The sequence below is a fragment of the Rhodococcus sp. DMU2021 genome, assembly GCF_019641445.1.
Classification (GTDB): Bacteria; Actinomycetota; Actinomycetes; order Mycobacteriales; family Mycobacteriaceae; genus Rhodococcus; species Rhodococcus pyridinivorans.
This window is the reverse complement of record NZ_JAIFKB010000002.1, coordinates 403,640-414,760: the sequence shown is the minus strand read 5'-3', so window position 1 is coordinate 414,760 and position 11,121 is coordinate 403,640. Positions and strand designations below refer to the sequence as shown.

The 11,121-nt window shown below is 64.1% G+C and carries 26 protein-coding genes; all 26 read left to right on the top strand.

Annotation, left to right across the window (positions count from 1 at the left end):
• The first annotated feature begins 33 nt into the window (after window positions 1-33).
• The 26 genes from K3M35_RS05340 (at window position 34) to K3M35_RS05220 (ending at window position 11,057) form a co-directional block, all read left to right on the top strand.
• Window positions 34-225, top strand: coding sequence for a hypothetical protein (locus K3M35_RS05340; RefSeq protein ID WP_220666120.1), 192 nt, complete (start codon window positions 34-36; stop codon window positions 223-225).
• Window positions 222-989, top strand: coding sequence for a BRO family protein (locus K3M35_RS05335; RefSeq protein ID WP_220666119.1), 768 nt, complete (start codon window positions 222-224; stop codon window positions 987-989). The genes K3M35_RS05340 and K3M35_RS05335 overlap by 4 nt, the downstream gene beginning before the upstream one ends.
• Entirely contained in the window at window positions 986-1,354 is a 369-nt protein-coding gene (locus K3M35_RS05330) for a hypothetical protein (protein WP_220666118.1), read from the top strand. The genes K3M35_RS05335 and K3M35_RS05330 overlap by 4 nt, the downstream gene beginning before the upstream one ends.
• On the top strand, window positions 1,351-1,545 hold the full coding sequence (locus K3M35_RS05325) for a helix-turn-helix domain-containing protein (RefSeq protein ID WP_064061940.1): 195 nt from the start codon (window positions 1,351-1,353) through the stop codon (window positions 1,543-1,545). The genes K3M35_RS05330 and K3M35_RS05325 overlap by 4 nt, the downstream gene beginning before the upstream one ends.
• Window positions 1,546-1,612: 67 nt before the next feature.
• Entirely contained in the window at window positions 1,613-1,777 is a 165-nt protein-coding gene (locus tag K3M35_RS05320) for a hypothetical protein (RefSeq protein ID WP_220666117.1), read from the top strand.
• Between the two features lie 112 nt (window positions 1,778-1,889).
• Window positions 1,890-2,051: a hypothetical protein gene (locus K3M35_RS05315; RefSeq protein WP_220666116.1), complete on the top strand. Its 162-nt coding sequence runs from the start codon at window positions 1,890-1,892 to the stop codon at window positions 2,049-2,051.
• A gap of 191 nt (window positions 2,052-2,242) precedes the next feature.
• A complete protein-coding gene (locus K3M35_RS05310) occupies window positions 2,243-2,428 on the top strand; it encodes a hypothetical protein (protein ID WP_220666115.1) in 186 nt (61 codons plus the stop codon).
• Window positions 2,425-3,042: a hypothetical protein gene (locus K3M35_RS05305; protein ID WP_220666114.1), complete on the top strand. Its 618-nt coding sequence runs from the start codon at window positions 2,425-2,427 to the stop codon at window positions 3,040-3,042. The genes K3M35_RS05310 and K3M35_RS05305 overlap by 4 nt, the downstream gene beginning before the upstream one ends.
• Entirely contained in the window at window positions 3,039-3,260 is a 222-nt protein-coding gene (locus tag K3M35_RS05300; RefSeq protein WP_220666113.1) for a hypothetical protein, read from the top strand. Before K3M35_RS05305 ends, K3M35_RS05300 begins: the two co-directional genes overlap by 4 nt.
• On the top strand, window positions 3,257-3,571 hold the full coding sequence (locus K3M35_RS05295) for a hypothetical protein (protein ID WP_220666112.1): 315 nt from the start codon (window positions 3,257-3,259) through the stop codon (window positions 3,569-3,571). The genes K3M35_RS05300 and K3M35_RS05295 overlap by 4 nt, the downstream gene beginning before the upstream one ends.
• The gene (locus tag K3M35_RS05290; protein WP_220666111.1) at window positions 3,568-3,708 is read left to right on the top strand and encodes a hypothetical protein; all 141 of its coding nucleotides are present in this window, start codon (window positions 3,568-3,570) and stop codon (window positions 3,706-3,708) included. The genes K3M35_RS05295 and K3M35_RS05290 overlap by 4 nt, the downstream gene beginning before the upstream one ends.
• Window positions 3,709-3,818: 110 nt before the next feature.
• On the top strand, window positions 3,819-4,490 hold the full coding sequence (locus K3M35_RS05285) for a hypothetical protein (RefSeq protein WP_220666110.1): 672 nt from the start codon (window positions 3,819-3,821) through the stop codon (window positions 4,488-4,490).
• Window positions 4,487-4,681, top strand: coding sequence for a hypothetical protein (locus K3M35_RS05280; RefSeq protein ID WP_220666109.1), 195 nt, complete (start codon window positions 4,487-4,489; stop codon window positions 4,679-4,681). The genes K3M35_RS05285 and K3M35_RS05280 overlap by 4 nt, the downstream gene beginning before the upstream one ends.
• On the top strand, window positions 4,678-5,109 hold the full coding sequence (locus K3M35_RS05275; RefSeq protein WP_220666108.1) for a hypothetical protein: 432 nt from the start codon (window positions 4,678-4,680) through the stop codon (window positions 5,107-5,109). Before K3M35_RS05280 ends, K3M35_RS05275 begins: the two co-directional genes overlap by 4 nt.
• On the top strand, window positions 5,106-5,357 hold the full coding sequence (locus K3M35_RS05270; RefSeq protein ID WP_220666107.1) for a hypothetical protein: 252 nt from the start codon (window positions 5,106-5,108) through the stop codon (window positions 5,355-5,357). The genes K3M35_RS05275 and K3M35_RS05270 overlap by 4 nt, the downstream gene beginning before the upstream one ends.
• Window positions 5,354-6,301, top strand: a complete 948-nt coding sequence (locus K3M35_RS05265; RefSeq protein ID WP_220666106.1) for a YqaJ viral recombinase family protein — start codon at window positions 5,354-5,356, stop codon at window positions 6,299-6,301. The genes K3M35_RS05270 and K3M35_RS05265 overlap by 4 nt, the downstream gene beginning before the upstream one ends.
• Complete coding sequence (locus K3M35_RS05260; protein WP_220666105.1) at window positions 6,298-7,338, top strand: recombinase RecT; 1,041 nt, start codon at window positions 6,298-6,300, stop codon at window positions 7,336-7,338. The genes K3M35_RS05265 and K3M35_RS05260 overlap by 4 nt, the downstream gene beginning before the upstream one ends.
• Window positions 7,339-7,513: 175 nt before the next feature.
• Window positions 7,514-8,338: a hypothetical protein gene (locus tag K3M35_RS05255; RefSeq protein ID WP_220666104.1), complete on the top strand. Its 825-nt coding sequence runs from the start codon at window positions 7,514-7,516 to the stop codon at window positions 8,336-8,338.
• Entirely contained in the window at window positions 8,335-8,820 is a 486-nt protein-coding gene (locus K3M35_RS05250) for a hypothetical protein (protein WP_220666103.1), read from the top strand. Before K3M35_RS05255 ends, K3M35_RS05250 begins: the two co-directional genes overlap by 4 nt.
• Window positions 8,817-9,197 carry a hypothetical protein gene (locus K3M35_RS05245; protein ID WP_220666102.1) on the top strand — a complete coding sequence of 127 codons (381 nt, stop codon included), beginning with the start codon at window positions 8,817-8,819 and terminating at the stop codon, window positions 9,195-9,197. The genes K3M35_RS05250 and K3M35_RS05245 overlap by 4 nt, the downstream gene beginning before the upstream one ends.
• Window positions 9,194-9,529, top strand: a complete 336-nt coding sequence (locus tag K3M35_RS05240) for a hypothetical protein (RefSeq protein ID WP_220666101.1) — start codon at window positions 9,194-9,196, stop codon at window positions 9,527-9,529. Before K3M35_RS05245 ends, K3M35_RS05240 begins: the two co-directional genes overlap by 4 nt.
• Window positions 9,526-9,738, top strand: a complete 213-nt coding sequence (locus tag K3M35_RS05235; protein WP_220666100.1) for a hypothetical protein — start codon at window positions 9,526-9,528, stop codon at window positions 9,736-9,738. Before K3M35_RS05240 ends, K3M35_RS05235 begins: the two co-directional genes overlap by 4 nt.
• Entirely contained in the window at window positions 9,735-10,268 is a 534-nt protein-coding gene (locus tag K3M35_RS05230; RefSeq protein WP_220666099.1) for a hypothetical protein, read from the top strand. The genes K3M35_RS05235 and K3M35_RS05230 overlap by 4 nt, the downstream gene beginning before the upstream one ends.
• Complete coding sequence (locus tag K3M35_RS26055) at window positions 10,265-10,387, top strand: hypothetical protein (protein WP_259443605.1); 123 nt, start codon at window positions 10,265-10,267, stop codon at window positions 10,385-10,387. The genes K3M35_RS05230 and K3M35_RS26055 overlap by 4 nt, the downstream gene beginning before the upstream one ends.
• The gene (locus K3M35_RS05225; RefSeq protein ID WP_220666098.1) at window positions 10,384-10,824 is read left to right on the top strand and encodes a hypothetical protein; all 441 of its coding nucleotides are present in this window, start codon (window positions 10,384-10,386) and stop codon (window positions 10,822-10,824) included. Before K3M35_RS26055 ends, K3M35_RS05225 begins: the two co-directional genes overlap by 4 nt.
• Window positions 10,821-11,057 (top strand): hypothetical protein, encoded by a 237-nt coding sequence (locus tag K3M35_RS05220; protein ID WP_220666097.1) that lies wholly within the window; start codon window positions 10,821-10,823, stop codon window positions 11,055-11,057. The genes K3M35_RS05225 and K3M35_RS05220 overlap by 4 nt, the downstream gene beginning before the upstream one ends.
• The last annotated feature ends 64 nt before the right edge of the window (window positions 11,058-11,121 follow it).

Sequence of the window (11,121 nt, the reverse complement as noted above, 5' to 3'; positions counted from 1 at the left end):
CCAGCTGACGGCCACGACATGAAAGGCAACTCAATGTCTGATCTACAGACTACCTGCACCCTCCGACTGGACAGTGATGAAGCGGTCACGGTCATCGAGTACGGCGTCGGTGTGGACGGTAAGCACCTGGCGATCGTGGAGATCGACGGGGACCTGGAGTACGAGGACGGTCTCGGTTCGTTGCGTCTCGCTGTCGAGACGTCGCGTCTGGTGGTGGCCGCATGAACACCATCGCCATCCCGGGGCAGTCCCCGTTCGACGCCATCCGTCAGGTCCGCTCTGACGGAACCGAGTTCTGGTCCGCACGAGATCTGTGCCAAGTCGTCGAATATGAGACGTGGCGCAACTTCGCCGCCGCAATCGACCGGGCGAAGGTGTCACTGCAGAACTCCGGTGAGGCCGTGACCAGCCACGTTGTTGGCGCCGACAAGCTGGTCCAGCGCCCCCAGGGTGGGTCGGTCCGCCAGGAGGACTTCGAGCTCTCCCGCTTCGGCGCATATCTGGTCGTCATGAACGGCGACCCGAGGAAGCCGGCAATCGCCTCCGCGCAGGCGTACTTCGCAATCCGCACCCGGCAGGCCGAGGTCGTCGAGTCGAAGATCGTCGACGCGATCGACGTTTCGAAGCGGCAGATGGAGCTCATGCAGCTCGCTCAGGGACTCATCGACCCTCGCCACCTCGAAGCGAAGGCCCGGCTCGTCCTGGCCCGCGCGCTCGGTGAGGCGCCGGAGCTCGACCCCGCGACGACGCCGCTCTACGCGCAGACCTACCTCGAGGAGAAGGGCCTGACGCGCGACGAGGTCAAGTCCGTCTCGCCCGTGTTCGGTAAGCGACTCAAGGCGATGTACCAGCTGGAGCACGGCGAGGATCCGAAGCAGTACCCGCTCGAAACGAAGTCGGGGCAGATCCGTCCGGTTAACGCCTACACCGAGGCCGACCGCGACCTGTTCGATCGAGTGTGGGCGAAGTACTACGGCGGTGCGGCATGAGCATCCGAGACGAACTCGCCCAGGTAATCGCGGTGGCGTTGGCGGAAACGAACCCGAGCGGACTCGGAGCATTCGACGAGCTGTCGCCGAACCGGCAGAAGCAATTGCTGAGCAGAGGCGGGCACGCAGCCGACACGATCCTCTCCCGGTTCGGCGTCGTAGAGCTGCCCGCGCCGGAGAAGGACGATTGGGGTAACCCAGACTTCTCCAACGAGCACATTCGCCTGACCGTGTACTCGGACGGCCGCACTCAACTCGAGGTCCCCGAGTACTTCGGCGCCACCGCCGGCGTCCACCCGTTCCAGTTGCAGGACCTGGCTGCTCGCTGTCTCGCTGCCGCGAACCGAGCGGAGGCGAAGTCATGAGCGGGCAGTTGGGGCCGAAGTTGCTCCTCAACGCTCTCGAAGCGGCCGAACTCCTCGGTGTTTCCGACACCACCATCCGTGAACTGTGGGGTGCAGGACACCTCAAGTTTGTGCGGATTGGGAAGGGCCGGAAGGTCACCCGCGCTGAATTGGAGCGGTTCATTGCTGAGCGTGAGGAGTTCGCGGCATGAGCCGCGCCCGTGTGTCCCTGTTGCTGGCCGCAATGTCGGCCGGCGCTGTCCTCTCCTCCCTCCTCCCGTGAAAGGCACTGCCATGAAACTGACTGTGAATCGAAGGCATGAGCGTCAGAATGGCGCCGAGATCGCGGCGGTCGATCGGATCTCCGGGTCGTTGTGGCTTGCGACGCTCGCGAATGGCGGCACGCTCACCTTGTTCGCCGACGAGATCCTGGTGTCGGCATGACGGCCCGGCCGGATCGGAATGCGATCCGCGGCACCGTGTATGCGTTGCCCACCTCTCTGCTGCTGTGGTTCGCAGCGGTGGCGGTCACGTCGATCCTGCTGGCGGTGACCGCATGAGCGCTGAGTTTCGCGAGGGCACCGTTCGCCGCATCGACTGGATAATCGACGGCTACACGCTGGGCGAGTACGACATCTTCGAATGCGGCGCCCGCATCGGTCGCGCGATCCAGGCCGGATACCTCCGACGCCCGGAGGCCACCGATGTGGACCGCTGAGTATCGCGCCCTGCTTCGCGCCATCCGGTGGTTTCTGGTCGCCGCCGAAATCGAGCGTGCCTACAGGCCCATGCCATCGGATAAGCCGCGAAGCAATGGCATGTCCGATGCCTAACCCTGTTTCCTCCCAAGCCACCGGTGGCCCCGTACGGGGATGCGGGGCCACCGGCCACCACTCGAAGGACCACACCATGACCCTCCCGATTTACCAGCAGACTCGCCGCGATGTGCCGTGCGAATGGCTGTGCGACGACGAACAGGATGAGCCGCAGCCGCCGTCCCAGTGGGACACCTACATCGGCTACATCTGGGCCGCTGTGCTCGTGGCCGCGATCCTCGGCCTCGAATACATGGCCCTGATGGGGGTGCAGCCGTGAGCGATCCGATGACACCCGAAGGCCGCGCCGACCTCCGGCAATTTCTCGCCGACGGCCGAAATGCTGAATGGTCGCTCTGCAATGACGGGCGGACTGTCGCCGAGGATGCTTCGGAGGAAATGGCGAAGTGGATCGCCGATGCGGGGCCTTGCACTGCCGAGCTGATCGTCGCTGCGGTGAACGCGCTGCCGGCACTCCTCGACGCACTCGAAGAGGCCGAGAAGATGGCCGACACAAAAAGCAAGGTCGCCGACGCCTTCCAGCAAGCACTCACCGACGAGTACCGGCCACACGTCGAGCAGAACAAGGCATACGGCATGGCGCTCGCCCTGCAGGAAGAGCAGCTCGCCGAGCTTCGTGACCGCGCAGAGAAGGCCGAGGCCGCACTCGAACGGCAGGAACGAGAACTCGCCGGATACCGAGCCGAGGAACAACGGGTGCGCGAATGGAACGCGCTCGTCAATGAGGGGAACGTGCGCTGTACGTGGTGCGACCTGCGCTACGCCGAGCGTGAGGAGTACCCGTGCGGTGATGAGCGAGATCAGAACTCGCACCACTACAACGCCGACGAGTTGGCCGAGGCGCGCCGCAAAGCCCTGGACGGTGACTCGTGACCCCGCCGCAGTTGGATGCCGGCGCCGCCCGCGAATCCGCCGACCGACTCGCCAACCTCGCCGACACCCTCGCCATCAAGGCCGTCGAAGACCCCACCCACCGCATGGCCTGGCTGCAAGAAGCCGAACTCGCCGCCCTCACCGCCTGCCACATGCGCACCTACGCCTCACTCGTCGAAGGCGACGACTTCACCGAACCACAAGGAACCCGACCATGACCCGACCACCCGCCAAATGTGGCACCACCTCCGGATACATGCGGCACTACAAGCGCGGCGAAGCCTACTGCCAGCCCTGCCTCGACGCGCGCCGCGACTACGACCGCCGCAAACGTGTCATCCAACGCTCACACGCCCTCCGCGACACCGGAGTCACCCTCCCCGCCATCGCCTTCGCCGAGGTCTACCTCGCCGCACCGCCGGCCGTCCAAGAGCTGATCGAACAACACATCGGCATCGAGATCGCCGACGAACTCGTCGCCATCCACGACCAGTACCAGGACCTCAAGGACAAGGCAGGTGCCGCATGAGTGAACTCCTCAACCAGCCCAACCTGTCCGACGCCCTCGACGTATACGCCCGATCCATCCCCAACCGGCCCCCGCTGCAACGCGACGAGAAGCTCTACGCCGCCTTCGCGCAAGACCGCGAGGAGACAGCCCAGTGAACTGCAACCGACCCGGCTGCACCCGCGGCGGACTCCTCAAACGCGGCATGTGCGGTTCTTGTTACCAAACCTGGCGTAATCGACAGCACGCATACGGCCGATTCCAGCCCATGAACGTCGACCCGGCACCGGCCCGGGAATACGTCCGCAAGTTCCGTGACATCGGAATGTCCTGGAAGACCATCGCTGATCTCACCGGCGTGACGCACACCCAGCTCAAGGAACTCGCACAAGGACGCACCACCAAGATCCGCCGCGACAACGCCGAGAAGATCCTCAACACACGACTGCCGGCATCCCGCTACGAGGTGGCGGTCAACAACGACCTGGTACCCGCTATCGGAGCGACCCGTCGACTGCAGGCTCTCATGGCCAACGGATGGGCACAGACCTATCTTGCCGAGCGTCTCGGGATCACCAATTCGAGGATCTCCGAGCTAGTCCACAGCCAGCGCGAGTGTGTCACTGCGGAGCGTTACCACGCGATCCGACAGCTTTTCGATGAGTTGCAGTTGAGTCTGGGGACCTGCACGTACGCCCGGAATCTCGGCATCAAGCATGGGTGGGCGCTGCCTCTCGAGTGGGACGAGGAACTGATCGACGATCCGGCCGCTGAGCCGGTTCGGGCGCGACGCAGGAAGAAGGACGACGTCCTCGGCCCGAAGCTCGAGCGCATCGAGAAGGTTCGGGAGCTCACCGCTAAGGGGCTCACAACTCGCCAGATCGCCGACCAGTTGAAGGTCACCCCGAGGCAGATCGTGCGGGATCGGAGCGCCGCATGACCACCCACCTGCCCCGAACCATCCTCGACGACCGCGAACTCTGGACGCTCCCCGCAGGTTCCAAGGTCCGCGAACTCAACAGCCCCCGACGCGAACTGATCGTCAGCCCCTACTCCCACCAGTGGCTGTGGCACGGCGAACACCCCGTCCCCATCAACGACATCGAAATGCCCGTGGAGGTAATCGCATGACCGACGTAACCCCGGAGATGCTGCGGGCCGTCGCCGACTGGATATTCGACACGGCACTCCCAGCCTCCGTCGCCCACGCGCTCGCTGATGCAGCCCGCCAGATGGAGCGTGAGCAGGCCGACGAACAACGCATCGACGAACTCGCAGCGGAGGCATACCGAGCCGCTGGGGTGTACCTCAAGTCCAGCACCAACTGGAAAAACGCGAGCCCCTCCGCTGTGGGGCTCTACAGCGCCGTTATCCGAGCAGTGCTCTACCGAATCGAGCAGGAAGACGCTGGAACCCCGACCTCGAAGGTGTGCGGCCAGACCCGCCCCCTCGGTGATCCGTTCCGGTGCTCCCTGAGAGAAGGCCACTCCGGAGCACACGAGGCATGGGCAGGAAATTCCACCGATCGCAAGCTGTGCGCTACCTGGGAGAACGAATGACTGACATCGATCACGACCGCGCCTACGAGATCGCCCTCGACTCGCAGCTCGGTGTCACCACCACCCCATACCGGCACCCAGGCCCGACATGGCCGTGCAACAACCCCGGCTGCCACATGGTCCGCACCACCGCCTGCAAACCCGCCGGATGCGCCAACGACCGCATCGACACCCGCGAATTCCGGGCACAACTCCGCGGCCACACCATCAACGACAACCTCGACTTCGAGAACGGAGTCGACCAGTGAGCGCAACTCTCCTCGCCACGCCACTCGACCCAGGCTCTCCAGCATGGCGTGAAGCCCTCACAGCATCAAAGATCCCCGCGATGCTGCGCCTCAACCCGCCCGGTTGGGGCAACCGATTCTCGTTGTGGCACGAGATGGCCGGCCTCGTCCCCGCCGACGAGTCGACCGACGAGATGCGCCGCGGCCACTACCTCGAGCCCGCTATTTCGGCATGGTTCGCCGACCGGCATCCCGACTGGAAGATCGTGCGCACCGGCACCTGGCGGAACAACCAGCGACCGTGGCAGTACTCGAACCCCGACCGGCTCATCCACCGAACCGGTGGGCGCCGGCGGATCCTCGAACTCAAGTCCGACGCATCCGGATACGAGTTCGGCACACCCGGCACCGACGAGATCCCCGTCTTCTACCGCGCCCAAGGCCTGTGGCAGATGGACACTCTCGACGCCGACGTCGTCCACTTCGCGGTCATCAACTCACGGCTGGCGTTCGACGAGTACGTCATCGAACGCACCCCGGACGTCCAGGAAGAGATCGAGTGGCTCCGCGAAGAAGCACTCGCATTCCTCGACACCCTTCCCGCAGGGAAGAACCCGACCCCGCCGAACATCGACGAGGACACCGTCACCTACGAGACCCTCCGCAAACTCGCACCCGGATTCGACGGCACCGACGAGACACCCATCGACCTCGATCTGGCTGACCGCTACTTCGATGCCATCGACGCGGAGGACGCCGCGAAATCCGAACGGCAGTATGCCGCGAACCTCGTGCTCGCCGCCATGGGTGAAGCCCGCCGCGCCATCGCCCTCGACCCTCTCGCCGCCGAACCGACATCAATCCATGTCGCCACCCGCGTCCCCGGCCGCGGCGACAACCCGCCCTACCTGAAAAAGGGCACCCGCAAGACAACTCCCATCACCGACATCAGGAGCGCAGCATGACCAACCTGAAAACCGCCGTCGCCACCCGCGACAACACCCCGCGCGGAATGATCGCCCAGTACTCGCAGGACTTCGCGACCGTGCTGCCCTCCCACGTGAAGCCCGAGACGTTCGTGCGCATCGCCCAGGGCGCCCTCAAGAAGGGCAAGAAGGACCAGCAGGGCCGCACCGAACTCGAGATCGCCGCCTCGAACAACCCGCCGGTGTTCATGGCCGCCCTGCTCGACGCTGCCCGCCTGGGACTCGAACCCGGCACCGAGCAGTACTACCTCACACCCCGCAAGGTGAAGGGCAAGCTCGAGATCCTCGGCATCGTCGGCTATCAGGGAATCATCGAACTGATGTACCGGGCCGGCGCCATCTCCTCGGTCGTCGCCGAAGTCGTGTACAGCAACGACATCTTCCGCTACCAGCCTGGCCGTGATGAGATCCCCAACCACGAGATCGACTGGGATGCCGACGATCGCGGAACGCTACGCCTGGTGTACGCGTACGCCCGTATGAAGGACGGTTCTTTCTCGAAGGTCGTCGTCCTCAACAAGGCAGATATCGCGCGCATCAAGAAGTCCTCGCAGGGATCGTCCGGCGAGTACTCGCCATGGACGCAGCATGAGCCATCGATGTGGCTCAAGTCCGCAGTCCGCCAACTGCAAAAGTGGGTGCCCACCTCGGCCGAGTACGTCCGCGAGCAGCTGCGCGCTGTCCGGGACGTACAGACGGAGGGAGCGGTCGCCGAGCAGATCCGGAACGAGCGCACCAACGGTGCCCGCGCTGCTTCGGAAGATCGGTCGATCGGCGACATCATCGACGGTGACATCGTCGACGACAACCTCACAGACGGGGAGGTGCTCGCGACCGACGAGCAGATCACGGCGCTCACGAAGGCCATCGCCGACGACGGCATCACCGATCCTGCAGAGGCAGTGAAGTGGGCCGCGGCAACCGTGAAGCAGCCCGACCTCGAAAAGCTCGAAGACCTCACACACGACCAGGCGCAGTGGCTCCTCGACGGCTTCAACAGCGAGCCATCTGAATGAGCGACGACCCATCGGTGGTGCGCACGGTTTCCGTAGCTGCGGAGATCGTGCGCACCACCAACCCTCACGTCCCGCCCCGGCGCGCCTGCAAGGTCTGCGGCGCGCCGGCCGCGGCCGGATCCATGTGGTGCCACGACTGCCGAGGTGGATCGAAATCAGAGAGGAGAGACCTCTGATGGACTGGTTTGCGCTGTCCTCGAAGTTCTACATCGAACTCGACGACGAAGGTGTGAGCGAGGCCGCTCAGACCCTTCTTGTGCGCGCCCTGGCCTACATGGCCGACAACGAGACGTCTGGATACCTCGCCAAGACTGCGCTCAAAAAGTTCGGTTTGCGGTCCGTTTCGCGACGAGTTGATGAACTGATTCGGAACGGAATCATGACCGAATCGAGTGACGGTTTGGGGTATGACTTCCCCGCCTGGTTCAAATGGAACGAACCACTGGAACGCCAGGTCAGGAAGCGTAAAGCAGACCGTGAGAGGGTCCGCAAGAAGCGCGAGAAGGTCGAAAATGTCGCGCGACATTCGCGCGAAAAAAGTGCGATGTCGCACGGACACAGTAACAACTACATAAAAGAAAGAACTTCCGTTGAGGAGGCATCTCCCGTAAGTAACGCGGGCGAGGTCGAAGAGCAGCGGCCCACAGGGCCAGCAATCAACGTCGAAGGCTGGAAACTCGTCCGCGACATCATCCCCGCGAGCCACCCCCAAGCAACAAAATCGATGCTCGCCCAAGAAGCCGGCGGACTCATCCTCGGCGGAACACCAAGCGACGACATCCGAGCCGCCCTCGAACTGTGGCTCACCAAACCCAACCTCGGACCACGAACCCTCCCAAGCCTCGTCTCCGAAGTCATCCGGACACGGGACCGACCACACCCAACGTTCACCCGACCAACCGGCACCGCATCCACCGCGGACCAACGATTCGCTCAAGCCCAAGCGCTCAAAGACTCGAACGGCAGCGCATGGCCCGGTAGCCCACTGGAGCTCACATGACCCTCACCCGAAACGACATCGTCGACCTCCTCAGTGCCGCAGCAACCGTCGACCTCCGCAAGGTCGGCGAAGCAGACGTCACCGGATGGAGCGCCATGATCCGCCAGGACCTCGACCGCGAACTCGCATTCGAAGCCCTCCGCATCCACTACGCCACCAGCTCCGACCGGATCATGCCCGCCCACATCAACCAGATCGCCATCCAGATCCGCAAAGACCGAGCCGAACGCGAAGACCGACTCGAACGCGAACAGCGAGCAGCACTCAACGACCAGCGGCACGGACTCGAACCCGTGGGTGCCGGCAGCCCGATTGCACTCAACGCAGACGGGCCGCCGGTGCCGGGCGCCTACGAGATCAACGGCGCCATCGACCGCGACTGCCCCACATGCGAAGCGGAACCGATGGAGCCGTGCACCAACCCGATCAACGGCCAGGCCCGCCGGATGCCCTGCCCATCCCGAATGAAGGCCGCAGCATGACCAGATCCCGCGCATCCGCCAAGGCCGCCGGCGCCCGATTCGAGCGACTCATCGCAGACGCTCTCGCCCGCCACGTCGATGACCGCATCGACCGCCGGGTTCGCACAGGCGCGAAGGACTGTGGCGACATCGCCGGTCTACGGCTCTCAGACGGCTCGAAAGTGGTCGCCGAGCTAAAGGACTACGGCGGCACCCTGAAAGTCGGTCCCTGGCTCAATGAGGCCGCAAAAGAGCGCATCAACGATGACGCCCTGGCCTCGATTGTCGTAGCGAAGCGCCGCGGCACCACCAACCCGCTCGACCAGATCGTGTTCTGCACCCTCGCCGACCTCATCGCGATCATCACCCACCACCGACCCGAGGAGACCCAGCCATGAGCGAACAGAAGCGCATCCACCCCAGCAATCCTGTCCCGTCCGCCGCATACAACTACTGCGGGTATGGATCCTGCGACAAGAAGCCAGCGCACGACGGGGTGCATCGATGCCGATGCGGGAAGCCGGTTGACGAACCACACCCAGGCTGCGAATGGCACACGCCCGGAAGTGACTGGGATCGGTATGTCGAATCGGAACTCAAGAAAGGCCATTGCCCGTACAGCGGCGAGCTGCTCAGCCGCAACGGCGAAGCGGGCCCGGACTCGATGTCCTGCATCGTGTGCGACTGCTTCGGCTTCGACCCCAACGACCCCCGAATCGAGAAGCCATGACCAAGCCCGAAGACCTCCTCCCCGAAGGAAGCATGGTCACCGCCCGCATCGAAATCGTCGAAGCCATCACCCCAGACGGCGACCAAGGCGTCTCGTGGCACGCCACCACCACGGATGGCGACGAACTCGACATCACCCGACTGCTGGGCATGGTCGAACGCGCCAAGCTCGACGCCTGGTACACGAGCCTCGACGAGGAACAGCCATGAGCGACAACACGCCCGCCCGCACCACGCTCTACCCGGAAGACTCCGTCGACAACTACCCCGGCGAGTACGGCAACGAAGACGACGGCACCATGCCCCGCAACGTCGAAACCCTCGCCCAGCAAGTCATCGGACACCGCATCGTCAAAGCCGAACAGTCGCGAGTGAAGCGAAGCGAGTTCCGCAGAGTCGGAGACGACTGGACAGACGAAATCGACTACGGTTCTGGACTCGTTCTCACCCTCGACGACGGACGCCGCGTCATCCTGCAGGACACATCCGACTGCTGCGCATACACCGAGGTCCAACAGTTCCTGCTCAACCCTGAGCGAGTCGACCACATGATCACGGGCGTGCAGACCACCGAGGGATACACCAAGTGGCACATCTTCGCCGATCTCGGTGACGTACTCCAGTTGCAGGTGGATTGGTCACCGGGCAACGCGTTCTACTACGGCTACGGCTTCACCATCGGCGTGTCGGACGTCATCGACGGCGAGATCGTCGATCCGCGACGAGAGATCGAATCATGAAGACCGTTGTCACCATCGCGGGTATCGCCACCCTCTGCACCGCAGGCTGGCTCACATTGGCCGCCATCGTATGCGACATGGCCGGCACCGCCCTCATCCACCTCGGAGAAGACGAATGAGCACCGCACCCTGGGGCCTCGACGCCGACGGCCACCCGAAGACTGCCCGCGAAGCCGCGCACGAACGCATCGAGAAAGTCGTCAAGGACTACATCGACATCGGCCTCAAGATTGCCGCGGCCGGAGGATTCGACGACAAGACGATCCACACGATCCGGCACCTCTTCCTCGCAGAACCGTGGTTGCCCGCATCTACCGCGGTCGAGGTACTTGAGTCTGCGGGACTGCTACTGCACGCCTCTGAGGCCAGCGTCGAGTGGGCCGTTCACTCCAAGGTGCACGGAAGCGTGGAGCGTTGGAAGCCGTGTCGTGATCAGGAAGACGCTGAGAACTGGGCGGGAAGCATCGAGTGGGGGCGCGACCCTGGCGATTGGGAGATCCGCCCGCACGTCGTGTCCCGCACCGTCACCTCCGGCCCGTGGGAGGTCGAACAGTGAGCGCCACCACGAACAGCACCGACGTGTGGATCGTCGTAGACCCGGTCCAGGACTACGAGCAATCCCTCAAGATCCTCGGCGTCTATGGCTCTCGGCGAGCCGCCGAGATCGCTATGCCGCGACTGTGGCGGAAGCTCGGGCTCTGGCGGAACGGCGGCGATGACGGGCATCTCGAGATCCAGCGCTGGCGAGGAGACACCCTCGTTTCCAGCAGGGAAGTCGAGGTCCGATGAGTGACGAGCCGAGTTTGTTCCCCGACCTCGAACCCATAGAGATTCCCGAACAACCAGACCCGCA